This is a genomic window from Gemmobacter serpentinus, from assembly GCF_008973825.1.
Lineage (GTDB): Bacteria > Pseudomonadota > Alphaproteobacteria > Rhodobacterales > Rhodobacteraceae > Gemmobacter > Gemmobacter serpentinus.
Map to the genome: position 1 here is coordinate 304,454 of NZ_WCHR01000016.1, position 16,192 is coordinate 320,645.

Sequence of the window (16,192 nt, forward strand, 5' to 3'; positions counted from 1 at the left end):
GGGGATCGTCATCCCCCGCGCAACGCGGTGATCGCGGTGGAGGCCACCTTTCGCCCGCCCTCCATCACCAGAACCATCTCACCCTCCAGCCCCTGCACCTCGGTGATGCGGCCGTAAAGTTCGACCCCGGTCGGGTCGATCTCTACCCCGTCGGCGTGGTTTTCCAGGCTGAGACTATACATGCCATCGGGCAGCGGATTGCCGGTGGCGTCCTTCGGCTCCCATTCAAACTCGGTGGCATTGACCGCGATATCGACCCGGCTGACCAGCTTTCCGTCACCATCGCGCACCAGCAGTACCGACTGATCGGCCTTGACCGGGATCTGCGGATAAAGCGTGACCGCCCCGCCATCCTCGACCATCGCGGGCATCTGCGCCCGCGCCTCGCTGCCGACCCAGGAGGCAATCTGGGCCATGCCGAACATGTTGAAGCTGGATTGCATCGCAGTCAGGATCTTGTTGGTGCGGGTCTGCTGTTCCACCGCGGAAAAGCTGGCCAGTTGTGACAGATATTCGGTGCTGTCCACAGGGTTCAGCGGATCCTGAAATTCCAGCTGCGTGGTCATCAATCGCAGAAAGGTTTCAAAATCCGTGGTCAGGGCCGCGCTGCCCTGCGCCGTGGCGGAAGGGCCGCCGCCAAGCGGGCTGGTCGTTTGCGTCACGTCCATCGCAGACCTTTCACATCAGAAGGTTGAGCCCGCTGACCAGGGCTGCGGCCCCGGCCAGCGGCGTTGCGGCGTTCTGGTCTGTGGGCGGGGCATCAAAAACTTGGCCTTCCGGCGCGTCTTGTTTCTGCCCGCCTGAGAAATCAAGCTGCGCCCCTTTGAAACCTGAATCCTGCAAGGATTGCGCCAGAATATCGGCGTGGCGGCGCAGCAGATCGAGGGTTTCAGGCCGGTCCACCGTGATCATGAGGCGCAGCGAATCGCCCTCGGTCTCAAGGGTGATCTGGACCCGCCCGAGCTCCTGCGGATCAAGCCGGATCTCAACCCGATCAGGCTCAGCGGCGATGACTGCCATCGTATCGGGCCGGGCCGGAGGCGGGATCTGACCGGCAAGCACCGCAAGATGCGGGCGCAGAGCCGCCAGGATCTGGTCCGAGACCAGTCTGGGTGTCATCGCCGTAAGGGTCGCCGGATCGATACCGCCCGGACTGTTCACATCAGGCGCGATGCGCGCCACCACCTCCTGCGCGCCCCCTTCCAGCGCAGGCAGGTCCATCGAAGGCGTGTCGGCCGGCGCTGGGTTCTGCTGCGTCTGCGGCAACACTTGCGGGGCATCGCGCGCGGTTGCCCGCAGGTTCTGCACCATGCGCCAAAGCTCTGCGGTCTCGTCATGGTGGGGTGCTTGCGGCCCGCCATCACAGGATATTGCAGTCTGGGTCTTTGCAGCTGGATCGGGGGGGCGATCGACCTTCGGCTCGGGGGGGGCGTCCGGCGCGGGGGGCTGCATCCGGCCTGTCGCTTCGGGTTTTGCTTTGCCGGTGACGTCATCAGCTGTGTCGCCATCGGTGGTTTGTGACGCCACGGCCAAAATATACAAAGGCGTCTCGGGCGCGCCTTGCGCGGGGTCTTGCGGGATGTCCTCCGCCTCCGGGACGAAGGCAGAGAAATCGATCATCTCCTCCTCGCCCTCCTCCGGCTTCGACGGAGGGGGGGCGGATACCGGCTGGGGGCGGGCAAGCGTCAGGCCTTCAAGCATGGCACACCGAAAATCTGTCATCTGACCGTTTTATCCCCCCAAGTGATTACCGATTCTTTACCGATAGCGGGAAAAGATCAGGAAAATGCAGCCAAGCTGGAGGCTTCGATGATCACCGATTCCGCCTCGAGGACAGGCCCCGCCCCAGGGCCTGATCCTGCGCGCCGTGCGGCCATGCGCGCCCGCGCCGAGGAGTTGGAGGGGGTGTTTCTGGCCGAAATGCTGGCCCATGCCGGGATGAAGCCCATGGCAGGTGCCTTTGGCGGTGGCACCGGAGAGGAACAGTTCGCCTCGTTTCTGAGGCAGGAGCAGGCATCAGCGATGGTGAGGCGTGGCGGGATCGGGCTGGCCGAGCAGCTCTTCAAAGCCATGCTGCGCAGCGAGGCGGGCGATGTCTGAAGTGCTGGAGGATCTGGGCCGGGTGCTGGCGCGCATCCGGTCTGCGGTGCTGGCGGGCGATTTCCACCTTCTGGCCGGGTTGGAGGAGGAGTTGGAGGCGCTGCGACCGGACCTGCGCGGCATGGAACCTGCGCGGCTTGCGCCCTTGTTGGCGCAGGCCTCGGCCAATCAGCGATTGCTTGCGGCAGCAAGCCGGGGTGTGCGGGCAGCGCAGCGCCGTCTGGCAGAGCTGGCGCGCGCGATGGAGGGGTTTCAGACCTATGATGCGGCTGGGCATCTGCAACCCGGTGGGGCTAAGGCGATCCGGCTGCGCCGCCGCATTTAGGGGGCGGGGTATTGGCGGGGGCGGAGCGGATGAAACAGTTGCGGTGAGGCGGTGATCCCCCGGCCGATCTCGGCCAAGGACATTGCCTCTGATCAAGCCAGGGCCTAACTTGCGCGGCGATGAAACCGGACCTTTTCCCCTCGCCCGAACTGCGGCAGGCGCTGCGCCCGCTGGTGCCAAAGGATGCGGTCTGGCAGCGCATGGCAGGGGGGCGCAGCAATCTGGTCTGGCGGGTTGGCGGGCTGGTGGTGAAGCAGTTTCGTCCCGACCGGGCGAGCCCGCTTTTTCCCAATGATCCGCTGGCGGAGCGGGCGGCGCTGACGGGCTTGGCGGGCTGCGGCATCGCGCCGCGCATGGCGGGCAGCGGCAGCGACTGGATCGCCTATGACCATCTGCCGGGGCAGGATTGGCGTGACGATCCCGTGCCTGTTGCCCGGGCCCTGGCTGTGCTGCATCGGCAACCCTTGCTGCCTTCGTTGACGCGGGCACCGATGGGGCACGATCTGCGGCGCGCTGCGCAGGTCTGGGCACCGCAAGACCTGCCACCCTGCCCGGAATTGAATGCGCCCTTGCCGCAGATCGCGCCAAGGATCATTCACCGTGATCCGGTGCCCGGCAATATCGTGATGCAAGACGGGCAGGCGCGGCTGATCGACTGGCAATGCCCGGCGATTGGCGATCCGGCCGAAGATCTGGCGGTCTTTCTGTCGCCCGCGATGCAGATGCTCTATCGCGGTGCGGTGCTGAGCGAGACCGAAATCGCGCAGTTTCTGGCAGCCTATCCCGACCGGGAGGTGATCGACCGATACCGGGCGATGCGCGGGGTGCTGCATTGGCGGATCGCGGCGCATTGCGCCTGGCGGGCCGGACAGGGCTGCGCCGATTACGCGCGGGCGCTACCGTTGGAATGTGCGATGGCGGCGGCCTGACGCGTTTCCCGGGACGTCAGACGCGCAGTCATCGCAGGGGGAAATCCGGGAAACTCGTTGTATAGGGCCAAGAGCCTTGCGAATGAGGCTTGGTTGATCGGCCCGCGGTGGGCATTGTTGTTCACAGTCGCCCGCAGCCGTTTTCAGCGGCCTGTTCGCCAGATCACCATCAACCCTTTGTTCCAAAATATTGAATCTGGCTCGTCCGGGTGCCTTGGGATGCGGATGTTCAGGGCAGGTGGCGGAGCTGAAGCCACCACTGCGCAAGCTCGCATATGCGGGTTGGCTCCCGCAGGCAATGCGGGATTGGACTAAAGCAGCGCGCCGAGACCCACGCCCAGCACGACAAGGCTGGCACCGGCCAGCATCCAGAGCAGCGGATGCACCTCGCGGGCGGGCGGCAGTTGCGGTTGGCTTTGCCGGATCAGCTGCGCCTCGACCAGTGCGGGCAGTTTGGGGCCAAAGCGCCCCAGAACCCGCGCGGTGCGGCCCAGATCACGCAGCAGGGCCCGCGGACCGACATTGGTCTTGATGTAACCTTCGACCACCGGGCGGGCGACCTGCCAGATGTTGATATGCGGATCCAACCCCCGCGCCACGCCCTCGACCACGACCATCGTGCGTTGCAGCAAGATCAGCTCTGTCCGGGTTTCCATGCCGAATTTTTCTGTTACTTCAAACAGATAGGCCAGAAGCCGCGCCATGGAAATTCGGCTGGCATCCATGCCGAAGATCGGCTCGCCCACCACGCGCAGGGCGCGGGCAAACTCGTCGATATCGCGGTCGGGCGGCACATAGCCTGCCTCGAAATGCACCTCGGCCACGCGGCGATAATCCTTGCGGATGAAGCCGAACAGGATCTCGGCATAGACGCGGCGGGTATATTCGTCGAGCCGCCCCATGATGCCGAAATCATAGGCGATGATCGCGCCATCGGGGCCGACCTTCAGATTGCCCTGATGCATGTCGGCATGAAAGAACCCGTCGCGCAGCGCATGGCTGAGAAACAGTTGCAAGACCCGCGCGCCAAGCGCCACACGGTCATGGCCTGCGGCATCAAGGGCGGCATTGTCGGCCAGTGCCGTGCCCTCGGCCCAGTCCAGCACCATGACATTGCGCGCGCAAAGGCCCCAATCGGGCTTGGGTACGCGGAAGCCCTCGTCACTTGCCGTATTGGCGGCAAATTCTGAGGCGGCGGCGGCTTCCAACCGCAGGTCCAGTTCGCCCATCACCACGCCCTCGAAATGGGCGATAACATCCATCGGCTTCAACCGGCGCGAGGCGGGCGACAGAGTCTCGATGAAACGGGCGGCGAACCAGAAGGCGTCGATATCCTTGCGGAAGGCGCGCTCGATCCCCGGGCGCAGCACCTTCACCGCCACATCCGCCCCGTTGGAGGCCAGACGCGCGCGATGGACCTGCGCGATGGAGGCGGCGGCCACGGGTTCTGAGAAGCTGGTAAAGATCGTATCGACCGGCACGCCCAGATCGGCCTCGATCATCTGTTTGGCCTGCTCCACCGGGAAGGGGGGCAGCTTGTCCTGCAGATAGCGCAGCTGTTCGGCCAATTCATCGCCGACAATATCGGGGCGGGTCGAAAGGATCTGGCCGAATTTGATATAGGCCGGGCCAAGGGCGGTCAGCGCGCGGGTCGTCGGTGGCAGGGATGGATCGCCCTTCAGCCCAAGCCATTTGAACGGCCAGCCCAAGATGCGCGCAGCCAGACGCAGGCGCGGCGGCGCGTCCACGGCCCCCAGAACCTGCCCGATGGCGCCGGTGCGTTCCAGCGTGGCCAGCGTCCGCACAAGACGGATGATGTTGTGCGGACCGCGCATCAGATCTTCCAGCCCGAATGCAGCGCCGCAATGCCCATCGAGAGGTTGCGGTATTTCACCTGACCAAAGCCGGCCTGCCGGATCATCCCGGCAAAGGTTTCCTGATCGGGGAATTTGCGGATGCTCTCGACCAGATACTGATAGCTGTCGCGATCATTGGCGATGATCTGGCCCATCACCGGAATCGCGTTGAAGCTGTAAAAATCATAGAGCTTTTGCAGCAGGTCATTCGGGATCTGGCTGAATTCCAGCACCATCAGCCGCCCACCGGGGCGCAGCACACGGTAAGCCTCGTTCAGTGCATCCTGCACGCGGGTCACGTTGCGGATGCCAAAGCTGATCGTATAGGTATCAAAGCTGTTGGCGGGGAAGGGCAGCGCCATCGCGTCGCCCACCACCCAGCCCAGCCTGTCGGCCATGCTGTCGGCCTCGGCCCGCAGGCGACCCTCAACCAGCATGGATTCGGTCATGTCCAGCACAACCGCCTCGGCCCCCGGCGCGCGTTTGAGGTAACGAAACGAGATATCGCCGGTGCCGCCCGCCACATCCAGCAGCCTTGTGCCGGGGCGCGGGGCCAGCCAATCCATCATCGCATCCTTCCAGATGCGGTGGATGCCAAGGCTCATCGCGTCGTTCATCACGTCGTATTTGCTGGCCACCTTGGTGAAGACGCCATGCACCATGCCCGCCTTCTCGGCCTCGTTCACGGTCTGAAAGCCGAAATGCGTGGTCTTGGGCGCGTCGCTCATCTGTCTCATCCGGGGCTTGCCCATCCGGGCTTTGCCACCCCTTATAGGCCGCATCGCGCGCGCTGCAATGCGCCGGAATGTCGGGAGGCGGTGTCATGCCGGAATTGCCAGAGGTTGAAACCGTCCGTCGCGGGCTTTTGCCGGTGATGGAGGGGCGGGTGATTGCGCAGGCGGCGGTCAATCGGCCGGATCTGCGCTGGCCGTTCCCGACCGGCATGGCCGCGCGGCTGACCGGCGCGCGGGTCGAGGCGCTGCGGCGGCGGTCGAAATACATACTGGCGGATCTGTCCACGGGCGAGACGCTGCTGATCCATCTGGGCATGTCGGGGCGGATGCTGATCTCCGGCGCGCAACTTGGCGCGTTCCATCACGATCACCCGGCACCCGCCAAACATGATCATGTGGTGTTCGACATGGAGGGCGGTGCGCGCGTCACCTTCAACGATGCACGGCGCTTTGGCGCGATGGATCTGATGCAGACCGCGGAGGCCGAGGCGCATCCGCTGCTCTCCGTGCTGGGGCCGGAGCCCTTGGGCAATGACTTCCACGAAGCGCATCTGGCGGCGCGGCTCAAGGGGCGCGCGACACCGATCAAATCGGCGCTGCTGGATCAGCATCTGGTCGCGGGTCTGGGCAATATCTATGTCTGCGAAGTGCTGTTTCGCGCAGGCATCCACCCGGCGCGGCTGGCGCGCGATGTGACGGGGGCGGAGGTGGCGCTTTTGGTGCCGCTGATCCGCGAGGTTCTGGCCGAGGCGATCGAGGCCGGGGGATCATCGCTGAAAGACTATCGTCAGGCCGATGGCGAACTGGGCTATTTCCAGCACAGCTTCCGCGTCTATGACCGTGAGGGGCAGGCTTGCACGACGCCCGGTTGCGGGGCATCCCTGCTGCGGATCGTGCAATCGGGTCGATCCAGCTTTTTTTGCCCGACCTGTCAGCGGTGACGTGCCGTCGCGGCCCTTGCCCCGAACTTCCACTGGGCTTGCACTGTGCGGCAGGGCTGATAGGTAGGCCCGGATCCATCGGCAGACCAAAGGGGAGCCTCAGGCATGGCCTATGAAACGCTGATCGTCGAGATCGAGGATTATATCGCTCTGATCCGTCTCAACCGGCCCGATGCGCTGAATGCGCTGAACAGCAAGCTGCTGTCGGAACTGTCGGTGGCGCTGCAGGCGGCGGATCGCGACGATTCGGTGCGCTGCATCATCATCACTGGATCGGAAAAGGCCTTTGCCGCCGGTGCCGATATCAAGGAGATGTCGAGCAAGGGCTTTGTCGAGATGTTCGGCGAGGACTTCTTTGCCGCCGAGGCCGATGCCATCACCCGCGTGCGCAAGCCGATCATCGCGGCGGTTTCGGGCTATGCTCTGGGCGGCGGTTGCGAGCTGGCCATGGCCTGCGATTTCATCATCGCGTCGGATACCGCAAAATTCGGCCAGCCAGAGATCAATCTGGGTGTTGTGGCCGGGATCGGTGGCACACAGCGCCTGACCCGCTTTGTCGGCAAGTCGAAATCCATGGATATGCACCTGACCGGACGCTTCATGGATGCGGCCGAGGCCGAGCGTTGCGGGCTGGTCAGCCGGGTTTTCCCCGCGAAGGACCTGCTGGTCGAGACCCGCAAGATCGCCGCCAAGATCGCCGAGAAATCGGTGTTGACCGCCAAGGTCGTGAAGGAATGCGTGAACCGCAGCTACGAGACCACGATGCGGGAAGGTATCCTGTTCGAACGCCGGGTCTTCCACGCGCTGTTTGCGACCGAAGACCAGAAAGAAGGCATGGCCGCGTTTCTTGAAAAGCGCCAGCCGCAATTCCGCGACAAATAGGCCTTTCCACCCCGGCCGCTTTCCTCTATAGGCCGGGGTCACATGCGCGTGGGCCCGCTTAGGCAAGAATCATGATCCTCCCATCAGGGGGCATCGGTCTTTGGGTCTATTGTTGCAACCGAAATCGAGATCTGAAGGATTCTGTCCCATGGCAAATACGCCCCAGTCCAAAAAACGCGCCCGCCAGTCGGAAGCCCGCTATGCGGTCAACAAAGCCCGCCGTTCGCGCATCCGCACCTTCCTGCGCAAAGTCGAGGAAGCGATCGCTTCGGGCGACCAGACCGCAGCGACCGAGGCCCTGAAGAACGCCCAGCCGGAACTGGACCGTGGTGTGACCAAGGGCGTTCTGCACAAGAACACCGTTGCGCGCAAAATGTCGCGTCTGGCTGCCCGTGTGAAGGCGGTTGCTGCCAAGGCCTGAGGCCTGGCTACGCCCGGCTTCGACCGAATCCGGGGGTATATGAAGAACATGCTCCAAGCGCGCCGAAAGGCGCGCTTTTTGCGTTTTCAAGCGGGAAAATCACCTGTTTCGTCGCTTTTCGCGGGGGTCGTGACCCATTTGCAAGGGGGGTAGGATTCGATTTCGCGCGGGTGCCTGTCAACAGCGAAGATCGGTTGCAGGGCCAGCAGCGGGCTTGCTAGCTTGCCAGAGCGATTCACGGAGTCCTGGGGGACAGGCCGAGATTGCGTCGCCAAGAGGGGAAGCTGCCATCCCGCGTTCTGCGCGCGGGAATTTCCTTTGAAGGCTGCGCAACGCTTGCTTGATGGTCTGCGCTTTCATCAGCGCGACGAACGATATTTGCGCGCGACAGGGCTGCCTGTCGTGACCGATGTCGTTTGCCCATCCTCTATGCCCGGAACGTGGCAGGCATTTGCCGGTCGTTTGAATGTGAATACGGGCATTTGCCCCAATCAGCCAAATCAATGGCGCGGGACGGGTTGAACAAAAAATGACGAACGGCACTTGGGGTGAGATTCGTGAGCAGCTTGAAAAGCATCTTGGCAAGAACAACTACACGACCTGGATCGAGCCCCTTCGGTTCTCGGATCTGAAGAATGGTGTTGCGCGGTTCGAGGTTCCGACCTCGTTCTTCGGCGACTGGGTGAACCGCAATTTCGGCGATCATATCCGCTCACATCTGAACGCCCATGGCGCGCAGGTCGACCGGGTGGAGTTTTCGGTATCCCCGGCTGCGGGCCGGGCCGAGAAACCTGCGGCACGCGCCGCGGCCAAACCTGAGACCAAGCCGCGGGCCGTGGCCCGCCGTGTGGCGGATGAGGATCTGCCGGGCGCGCCGCTGGATGCGCGCTTTACCTTTGACAGTTTCGTGGTCGGCAAGCCGAACGAGTTGGCCCATGCCGCTGCACGCCGCGTGGCCGAAGGCGGGCCGGTGACCTTCAACCCGCTGTTCCTTTATGGCGGTGTGGGTCTCGGCAAGACGCACCTGATGCACGCCATCGCGCATGAATTGCAGACCCGTCAGCCGCATCTGCGGGTGCTGTATCTGTCGGCCGAACAGTTCATGTATCGCTTCGTGCAGGCGCTGCGCGACCGTTCGGTCATGGATTTCAAGGAAATGTTCCGCACCGTCGATGTGCTGATGGTCGATGATGTGCAGTTCATCGCCGGCAAGGATTCGACGCAGGAAGAATTCTTCCACACTTTCAATGCGCTGGTGGACCAGAACAAGCAGATCGTGATTTCCGCCGACCGCGCCCCGGGCGAAATCAAGGATCTGGAAGAACGCATCAAAAGCCGCCTGCAATGCGGTTTGGTGGTCGATCTGCATCCGACGGATTACGAGCTGCGTCTGGGCATCCTGCAACAGAAGGCCGAACATTATGCCACGCAATATCGCGGGTTGGTGATCGCGCCGGGCGTGCTGGAATTTCTGGCCCATCGCATCACCACCAATGTCCGTGTGCTGGAAGGCGCGCTGACCCGGCTGTTCGCCTTTGCCAGCCTTGTTGGCCGCGAGATCACGCTGGATCTGACGCAGGATTGCCTTGCCGATATCCTGCGCGCCTCGGACCGCAAGGTCACCATCGAGGAAATTCAGCGCAAAGTGGCGGAACATTACAACATCCGCCTGTCGGATATGATCGGGCCGAAGCGGCTGCGCACCATTGCGCGGCCACGTCAGATCGCGATGTATTTGTCCAAACAGCTGACGCCGCGCAGCCTGCCCGAGATCGGGCGCCGCTTTGGCGGGCGCGATCACACCACGATCATGCATGGCGTGCGTAAAATCGAGGAGCTGATGGCAGGTGACAGCCAGCTGGCCGATGATCTGCAAATGCTGAAGCGCCTGCTGCAAGGCTGAGACGAGTGTGCGAAAGGGCCCATGCGGGGCCCTTTTTGCTGGCGCATTCCTGTCACGCTTCTGCAGCCGTTTTGGCGGGCGGCTTGACGCCCCCGGCAATCCGGCGGAATGTCGCCAAAACTGCTTGAGAACCGGCGGGAACCGGGTCTATTTTGGTGTCCCGCAAGATAAGGGTGACAGGGATGAAGATCAGCATTGAACGCGGCACGCTGCTGAAGGCCGTGGGTCAGGCGCAATCGGTGGTGGAACGTCGCAACACCATCCCGATCCTCGCCAATGTGCTGATCGAGGCGGAAGGCAATACTGTCAGCTTCCGCGCCACCGATCTGGATATCGAGGTGGTGGACCGCGCAAGCGCCATGGTGGAGCGCGCGGGGGCGACCACCGTGTCCGCCATCATGCTGCATGAGATCGTGCGCAAGCTGCCTGACGGGTCGCTTGTCACGCTGTCCGAGGATGCGGCGGCGGGCCGTCTGACGGTGACGGCGGGTCGGTCGACCTTCAATCTGGCGACGCTGCCGAAGGAAGATTTCCCGGTCATGGCCTCGTCGGAATACACCACCAATTTCGGTGCCCCGGCCCTGGTGCTGCGCCGCCTGTTCGACAAGGCGAAATTCGCGATTTCCACCGAAGAAACCCGCTATTACCTGAACGGCGTCTATATGCATGTTTCCACTGGCGAAGATGGCCCGGTGCTGCGTTGCGTGGCGACCGACGGGCACCGTCTGGCCCGTATCGACGCCGCCCTGCCCGAAGGTGCGACCGGAATGCCGGGCGTCATCGTGCCGCGCAAGACAGTGAACGAGCTGCGTAAACTTCTGGATGATGATGAGGCGCAGATCGCGGTTTCGGTCTCGGAGACCAAGGTGCGCTTTGCCACCCCCTCGATCACGCTGACCTCCAAGGTGATCGACGGCACCTTCCCCGATTACACCCGCGTCATTCCGCAGAACAACACCCGTCGGCTTGAGGTGGATGCGAGCGATTTTGCCAAGGCAGTGGACCGGGTTGCAACCGTGTCGTCTGAGCGGTCGCGCGCGGTGAAGCTGAGCCTGGATGAAGACCGCCTGGTTCTGTCGGTCAATGCCCCCGACAGTGGTGCGGCCGAGGAAGAGCTGGCCGTGGCCTATGGCGATGAGCGGCTGGAGATTGGCTTCAACGCGAAATACCTGCTGGAGATCGCATCCCAGGTGGACCGCGAGAATGCGGTCTTCCTGTTCAACTCTTCGGGTGATCCGACGCTGATGCGCGAGGGCAATGACACCTCGGCGGTCTATGTTGTAATGCCGATGCGCGTGTGACGGGCCGCCGGGGGTTTCACACCCCCGGACCCCCGTGGGATATTTGTGAACAGATGAAAGAGGCTGCCGGGTGAGCGGGTTGGCGATCCTTGCGCTGTCCATGTCGCATTTTCGCAGCCATCGCGCGGCGCGGCTGGGGTTTGACGGGCGCCCGGTTGCGCTGGTGGGGGCCAATGGCGCGGGCAAGACCAATATCCTTGAGGCGGTGTCGCTGCTGTCGCCGGGGCGGGGTCTGCGCCGGGCCGGGGCCGAGGATCTGGCGCGCCGCCCCGAGGTGATCGGCTGGAAGGTTGTGGCCGAGGTGGCGGGCTTGAGCGCCGCGCATCAGGTGGAAAGCTGGGCTGAGGGCGGGGCTGCGCGACAGGTGCGCATCGACGGCAAGCTGGCACCGCAGGTGGCTTTGGCGCGGATTCTGCGCATGGTCTGGCTGGTGCCCAGCATGGACCGGCTGTGGATCGAGGCGGCAGAGGGGCGGCGGCGCTTTCTGGACCGCATGGTGCTGAGTTTCGCCCCCGATCATGCCGAGGCGGTGATCGCCTATGAAAAGGCGATGCGCGATCGCAACCGGCTGTTGAAGGATCAGGTGACCGATCCGCATTGGTATGGCGCGCTGGAGGCGCAGATGGCGGCATCGGGGGCGCAGATCGTCTCCAACCGGGCGCTGACCGTGGCGCGGCTGCTTGCGGCGCAGGAGGGGGCTGAGACGGTGTTCCCGCGCGCAGGCCTTGCGATCATCGACCCCGAAGGCGCGCCTGACGATCTGGCGCAGGCCCTGGCCGCAAACCGCCGCCGAGACATGGCCGCCGGGCGCACGCTGATCGGGCCGCATCGCGCCGATCTGGCGGCGGAATTTGTGGCCAAGGGTGTCGCCGCCGACCAGTGTTCGACCGGCGAGCAGAAGGCGCTGCTGATCAGCCTGATCCTTGCCAATGCCCGCGCGCTGGCCGCAGATATGGGACGGGCACCGATCCTGTTGCTGGATGAGGTGGCGGCGCATCTGGATGCGGGGCGGCGGGCCGCGCTTTATGACGAGCTTTGTGCCCTTGGTGCGCAAGCCATCATGACCGGGACCGAGCCGGGGTTGTTTGACAGTCTGGGCGCGCGCGGGCAGACATTCGAAGTGACTGAGTGCGATGGCCAGTCCGAGATCAGGGAGATCAGCTTGTGAGTGCCCAGACCCATACTCCGCAGCGCGTGACGCTGATTACCCTTGGCGTGGCTGATCTGGCCGCGGCGCGTGCCTTTTATGGCAGCTTAGGCTGGCAGGAGCATGGTGAAAGCCAGCCGGGCGTTGCCTTCTACCAGATCAACGGCATGGCACTGGCGCTGTTCGGGCGTGCAGATCTGGCCAAGGATCAGGGGCGCGAAGGTGCAGCACTTGGCGCGGGCGCGGTGACGCTGGCGCAGAATTTCGCCACCGAGGCCGAGGTGGATGCGGCCTATGCGGCGGCCCTGGCTGCGGGCGCGACCGCGCTGAAAGCACCCGAGAAAGTGTTCTGGGGCGGCTATTCCGGCTATTGGGCCGATGCCGATGGCCATGTCTGGGAAGTGGCGATGAACCCGTTCTGGCCGCTGGAGGCCGACGGTTCGCTGCGCCTGCCGGGATGACCATCACCTTCTGGCAATTGCTGACCTATGCGGGCGGCATGGTGGCGCTATGGGCGGTGCCAGGGCCGGTCTGGATGGCGCTGATGGCGCGATCGCTGTCGGGCGGGTTTCGCGCGGCATGGCCGCTGGCGGTGGGGGTGGCCGTCGGCGACCTGATCTGGCCGCTGGCCGCCATTCTGGGCCTTGGCTGGATCGTTTCGGTCTATGGTGATCTGCTGTCGCTGCTGCGATGGGTCGCGGCGCTGATCTTTCTGGCCATGGGCGTGATGCTGATCCGCAAGCCTGCCGCCAAGCCCGGATCCGACAGCCGGTTGACGCGGCCGGGTGTCTGGGCCGGGTTCTCGGTGGGCATGGCGGCGGTGATCGGCAACCCCAAGGCGATCCTGTTCTATATGGGCGCGCTGCCGGGGTTCTTCGCGCTGGACCGGCTGACCACCGGCGATGTGGCGGCAATCATTCTGGTTTCGGCTCTGATCCCGATGGCGGGCAATCTGGCCTTGGCGCTGTTTCTGGATCGCGCCCGGCAATTGCTGTCCAGCCAGGAAAACCTGCGCCGCCTGAACCTCGGGTCGGGGATCCTTCTGATCGTGGTCGCCTTGGTCATCCCCTTCCTCTGACAGCTAAATCTTGTGGCTCAGGGGTGACATTCCCGCCCCCGGCGGCTATAAATCGCGTGGAAGTCGAGGGATGCAGTTTACATGGCCGAAGCCGCGAAAATGCCGGGTGAATACGGCGCAGATTCCATCAAGGTTCTCAAGGGGTTGGAGGCTGTTCGGAAACGTCCCGGGATGTATATCGGGGATACCGATGATGGTTCCGGTCTGCACCACATGGTCTATGAGGTCGTGGATAACGGCATTGACGAGGCGCTGGCCGGTCATGCCGATTACGTCCATGTGAAAATCCATGCCGATGACAGCGTTTCGGTGCGCGACAACGGGCGCGGCATCCCGGTGGATATCCACCCCGAAGAGGGGGTTTCCGCCGCCGAGGTCATCATGACCCAGCTTCATGCGGGCGGGAAATTCAACAACACCGATGAGGGCGGCAATGCCTACAAGGTGTCGGGTGGCCTGCATGGCGTCGGTGTCTCGGTGGTGAACGCGCTGTCGGAATGGCTGGAACTGCGGGTCTGGCGCAACGATACCGAATATCGCGCGCGGTTCGAGCATGGCGAATGCACCGTGCATGTGCATGAGGTGGGCCCGGCCCCCGGCGAACGCGGCACCGAGGTGCGCTTTCTGGCCAGTGCCAAGACCAATCGCGAGGATGGCACGTTTTCCAACCTCGATTACGTCTTCAAGACGCTGGAAACCCGTCTGCGGGAACTGGCCTTCCTGAATTCCGGCGTGCGCATCATCCTTGAGGATGAACGCCATGCCGAACCCGTCCGCACCGAGCTGTTCTATGAGGGCGGTGTGCGGGAATTCGTGAAATACCTTGACCGCTCCAAGACCTCGGCCATGGCCGAGCCGATCTATATGGTCGGCGAGCGTGGTGGCATCGGCGTCGAGGTCGCGATGTGGTGGAATGACAGCTACCATGAATCGGTGCTGCCCTTTACCAACAACATCCCGCAGCGCGACGGCGGCACCCACCTGGCGGGGCTGCGCGGTGCGCTGACACGGACGATCACCAAATACGCGCAAGACAGCGGGATCGCCAAGCGCGAGAAGGTTGATTTCACCGGCGATGACGCGCGCGAAGGCCTGACCTGCGTGCTGTCGGTGAAGGTGCCGGATCCGAAGTTTTCCAGCCAGACCAAGGACAAGCTGGTCTCGTCCGAGGTGCGGCCTGCGGTCGAAAACCTTGTGAACGAAAAGCTGGGCGAATGGTTTGAAGAAAACCCGGCACAGGCCAAGATCATCGTCGGCAAGATCATCGAGGCCGCCCTGGCGCGTGAGGCGGCGCGCAAGGCGCGCGAGCTGACCCGGCGCAAGACCGCGATGGATGTGGCGTCGCTGCCCGGCAAGCTGGCGGATTGTCAGGAAAAAGATCCGGCGTTGTCGGAACTGTTCATCGTCGAGGGTGACTCGGCCGGTGGGTCCGCCAAACAGGGGCGGTCGCGCAAGCAACAGGCCGTGCTGCCGCTGCGCGGCAAGATCCTGAACGTGGAACGCGCGCGCTTTGACCGGATGCTGTCCTCGGAAACCGTGGGCACGCTGATCACGGCGCTTGGCACCGGGATCGGGCGCGACGAGTTCAATATCGGCAAGCTGCGCTACCACAAGATCATCATCATGACCGATGCGGATGTCGATGGTGCCCATATCCGGACGCTGCTGCTGACCTTCTTCTACCGGCAGATGCCGGAGATCATTGATGGCGGTTACCTCTATATCGCGCAGCCGCCGCTCTATAAGGTTTCACGCGGGAAATCAGAGGTTTACCTGAAGGATCAGTCGGCCTTCGAAGATTATCTGATCCAGCAGGGCACCGAAGGCGCGGTGCTGCGCCTTGGCACTGGCGAAGAGGTTGCAGGGGCGGATCTGCAACGCATCGTGGAAGGGGCACGGTCGTTCCGCCGCGTGCTGGAGGCTTTCCCGACCCATTACCCGCGCAATATTCTGGAACAGGCCGCCTTGGCCGGGGCCTTTGATCAGGGCCGCGCCGACAGCGATCTGCAAGCCGTGGCCGATACGGTCGCGCGGCGGCTGGATGCGGTTGCGGTGGAATACGAGAAAGGCTGGCAAGGGCGTATCACCCAGGATCACGGGATCCGTCTGTCGCGCATCCTGCGCGGAGTGGAGGAGTTGCGGACGCTGGATGGCGCGGTGCTGCGCTCGGGCGAGGCACGCAAGCTGTCGCAAGTCGCGGGTCAGACCCGCGACGCCTATACCAGTCCGGCGCGTCTGGTGCGCAAGGATCGTGAACAGCCGATCCAGGGCCCGACCGAATTGCTGAAGGCGATCCTATCCGAAGGCGAAAAAGGGCTGACCCTGCAACGCTACAAGGGCTTGGGCGAGATGAACCCGGAACAGCTTTGGGAAACCACGCTGGATCCTGATGCCCGCACCTTGTTGCAGGTGCGTGTCGATGACGTGGCCGAGGCCGATGACCTGTTCACCAAGCTGATGGGCGATGTGGTGGAGCCGCGCCGCGAGTTCATCCAGCAAAACGCGCTGAACGTCGAAAACCTCGATTTCTGAGACGCTTCAGGAGAAGACGGGGCAAGCAAAGAAAGCGGGGCGG

At 63.6% G+C, this 16,192-nt stretch carries 16 protein-coding genes; 12 read left to right on the forward strand and 4 right to left on the reverse strand.

Annotation, left to right across the window (positions count from 1 at the left end; translation table 11 throughout):
* Window positions 1-8: 8 nt before the first annotated feature.
* Window positions 9-668 (reverse strand): flagellar hook capping FlgD N-terminal domain-containing protein, encoded by a 660-nt coding sequence (locus GBJ34_RS09700; RefSeq protein WP_151719059.1) that lies wholly within the window; start codon window positions 666-668, stop codon window positions 9-11.
* Window positions 669-678: 10 nt separating this feature from the next.
* Window positions 679-1,620, reverse strand: a complete 942-nt coding sequence (locus GBJ34_RS09705) for a flagellar hook-length control protein FliK (RefSeq protein WP_192931169.1) — start codon at window positions 1,618-1,620, stop codon at window positions 679-681.
* A 189-nt stretch (window positions 1,621-1,809) separates the two neighbouring features.
* Here GBJ34_RS09705 and GBJ34_RS09710 point away from each other — a divergent pair, with 189 nt between their 5' ends.
* The 3 genes from GBJ34_RS09710 to GBJ34_RS09720 all read left to right on the forward strand — a co-directional run bounded on the left by GBJ34_RS09710 (window position 1,810) and on the right by GBJ34_RS09720 (window position 3,354).
* Window positions 1,810-2,100 carry a rod-binding protein gene (locus GBJ34_RS09710; RefSeq protein WP_151719061.1) on the forward strand — a complete coding sequence of 97 codons (291 nt, stop codon included), beginning with the start codon at window positions 1,810-1,812 and terminating at the stop codon, window positions 2,098-2,100.
* Window positions 2,093-2,425 (forward strand): hypothetical protein, encoded by a 333-nt coding sequence (locus tag GBJ34_RS09715; RefSeq protein WP_151719062.1) that lies wholly within the window; start codon window positions 2,093-2,095, stop codon window positions 2,423-2,425. The genes GBJ34_RS09710 and GBJ34_RS09715 overlap by 8 nt, the downstream gene beginning before the upstream one ends.
* Before the next feature lie 119 nt (window positions 2,426-2,544).
* Window positions 2,545-3,354 (forward strand): phosphotransferase family protein, encoded by an 810-nt coding sequence (locus GBJ34_RS09720; protein WP_151719063.1) that lies wholly within the window; start codon window positions 2,545-2,547, stop codon window positions 3,352-3,354.
* Window positions 3,355-3,665: 311 nt separating this feature from the next.
* Here the strand turns inward: GBJ34_RS09720 and ubiB are convergent, their stop codons facing one another.
* The gene (gene ubiB / locus GBJ34_RS09725) at window positions 3,666-5,189 is read right to left on the reverse strand and encodes a 2-polyprenylphenol 6-hydroxylase (RefSeq protein WP_151719064.1); all 1,524 of its coding nucleotides are present in this window, start codon (window positions 5,187-5,189) and stop codon (window positions 3,666-3,668) included.
* A complete protein-coding gene (ubiE, locus tag GBJ34_RS09730; protein WP_151719065.1) occupies window positions 5,189-5,938 on the reverse strand; it encodes a bifunctional demethylmenaquinone methyltransferase/2-methoxy-6-polyprenyl-1,4-benzoquinol methylase UbiE in 750 nt (249 codons plus the stop codon). The genes ubiB and ubiE overlap by 1 nt, the downstream gene beginning before the upstream one ends.
* A 95-nt stretch (window positions 5,939-6,033) precedes the next feature.
* Here ubiE and mutM point away from each other — a divergent pair, with 95 nt between their 5' ends.
* The 9 genes from mutM (at window position 6,034) to gyrB (ending at window position 16,149) form a co-directional block, all read left to right on the forward strand.
* Window positions 6,034-6,885, forward strand: coding sequence for a bifunctional DNA-formamidopyrimidine glycosylase/DNA-(apurinic or apyrimidinic site) lyase (mutM, locus tag GBJ34_RS09735; RefSeq protein ID WP_151719066.1), 852 nt, complete (start codon window positions 6,034-6,036; stop codon window positions 6,883-6,885).
* Window positions 6,886-6,990: 105 nt separating this feature from the next.
* On the forward strand, window positions 6,991-7,767 hold the full coding sequence (locus GBJ34_RS09740; protein ID WP_151719067.1) for an enoyl-CoA hydratase: 777 nt from the start codon (window positions 6,991-6,993) through the stop codon (window positions 7,765-7,767).
* A gap of 148 nt (window positions 7,768-7,915) precedes the next feature.
* Window positions 7,916-8,188, forward strand: a complete 273-nt coding sequence (gene rpsT, locus GBJ34_RS09745) for a 30S ribosomal protein S20 (RefSeq protein ID WP_151719068.1) — start codon at window positions 7,916-7,918, stop codon at window positions 8,186-8,188.
* Between the two features lie 529 nt (window positions 8,189-8,717).
* Window positions 8,718-10,091, forward strand: coding sequence for a chromosomal replication initiator protein DnaA (dnaA, locus tag GBJ34_RS09750; protein ID WP_151719069.1), 1,374 nt, complete (start codon window positions 8,718-8,720; stop codon window positions 10,089-10,091).
* Window positions 10,092-10,273: 182 nt separating this feature from the next.
* Window positions 10,274-11,392 (forward strand): DNA polymerase III subunit beta, encoded by a 1,119-nt coding sequence (dnaN, locus tag GBJ34_RS09755; protein ID WP_151719070.1) that lies wholly within the window; start codon window positions 10,274-10,276, stop codon window positions 11,390-11,392.
* Between the two features lie 70 nt (window positions 11,393-11,462).
* On the forward strand, window positions 11,463-12,560 hold the full coding sequence (recF, locus tag GBJ34_RS09760; protein ID WP_151719071.1) for a DNA replication/repair protein RecF: 1,098 nt from the start codon (window positions 11,463-11,465) through the stop codon (window positions 12,558-12,560).
* Window positions 12,557-13,000 carry a VOC family protein gene (locus GBJ34_RS09765; RefSeq protein ID WP_151719072.1) on the forward strand — a complete coding sequence of 148 codons (444 nt, stop codon included), beginning with the start codon at window positions 12,557-12,559 and terminating at the stop codon, window positions 12,998-13,000. Before recF ends, GBJ34_RS09765 begins: the two co-directional genes overlap by 4 nt.
* The gene (locus tag GBJ34_RS09770; protein ID WP_151719073.1) at window positions 12,997-13,617 is read left to right on the forward strand and encodes a LysE family translocator; all 621 of its coding nucleotides are present in this window, start codon (window positions 12,997-12,999) and stop codon (window positions 13,615-13,617) included. Before GBJ34_RS09765 ends, GBJ34_RS09770 begins: the two co-directional genes overlap by 4 nt.
* 81 nt (window positions 13,618-13,698) lie before the next feature.
* Window positions 13,699-16,149 carry a DNA topoisomerase (ATP-hydrolyzing) subunit B gene (gene gyrB, locus GBJ34_RS09775; protein WP_151719074.1) on the forward strand — a complete coding sequence of 817 codons (2,451 nt, stop codon included), beginning with the start codon at window positions 13,699-13,701 and terminating at the stop codon, window positions 16,147-16,149.
* Window positions 16,150-16,192: the final 43 nt, after the last annotated feature.

Bases quoted from the DNA above. Each gene is read 5' to 3' on its own strand.
- dnaA (WP_151719069.1), top strand. From the start codon at position 8,718: ATGACGAACGGCACTTGGGGTGAGATTCGTGAGCAGCTTGAAAAGCAT.
- rpsT (WP_151719068.1), top strand. From the start codon at position 7,916: ATGGCAAATACGCCCCAGTCCAAAAAACGCGCCCGCCAGTCGGAAGCC.
- dnaN (WP_151719070.1), top strand. From the start codon at position 10,274: ATGAAGATCAGCATTGAACGCGGCACGCTGCTGAAGGCCGTGGGTCAG.
- GBJ34_RS09715 (WP_151719062.1), top strand. From the start codon at position 2,093: ATGTCTGAAGTGCTGGAGGATCTGGGCCGGGTGCTGGCGCGCATCCGG.
- GBJ34_RS09710 (WP_151719061.1), top strand. From the start codon at position 1,810: ATGATCACCGATTCCGCCTCGAGGACAGGCCCCGCCCCAGGGCCTGAT.
- GBJ34_RS09720 (WP_151719063.1), top strand. From the start codon at position 2,545: ATGAAACCGGACCTTTTCCCCTCGCCCGAACTGCGGCAGGCGCTGCGC.
- ubiB (WP_151719064.1), bottom strand. From the start codon at position 5,189: ATGCGCGGTCCGCACAACATCATCCGTCTTGTGCGGACGCTGGCCACG.
- ubiE (WP_151719065.1), bottom strand. From the start codon at position 5,938: ATGAGCGACGCGCCCAAGACCACGCATTTCGGCTTTCAGACCGTGAAC.
- GBJ34_RS09770 (WP_151719073.1), top strand. From the start codon at position 12,997: ATGACCATCACCTTCTGGCAATTGCTGACCTATGCGGGCGGCATGGTG.
- GBJ34_RS09705 (WP_192931169.1), bottom strand. From the start codon at position 1,620: ATGATCGATTTCTCTGCCTTCGTCCCGGAGGCGGAGGACATCCCGCAA.
- gyrB (WP_151719074.1), top strand. From the start codon at position 13,699: ATGGCCGAAGCCGCGAAAATGCCGGGTGAATACGGCGCAGATTCCATC.
- mutM (WP_151719066.1), top strand. From the start codon at position 6,034: ATGCCGGAATTGCCAGAGGTTGAAACCGTCCGTCGCGGGCTTTTGCCG.
- GBJ34_RS09740 (WP_151719067.1), top strand. From the start codon at position 6,991: ATGGCCTATGAAACGCTGATCGTCGAGATCGAGGATTATATCGCTCTG.
- GBJ34_RS09700 (WP_151719059.1), bottom strand. From the start codon at position 668: ATGGACGTGACGCAAACGACCAGCCCGCTTGGCGGCGGCCCTTCCGCC.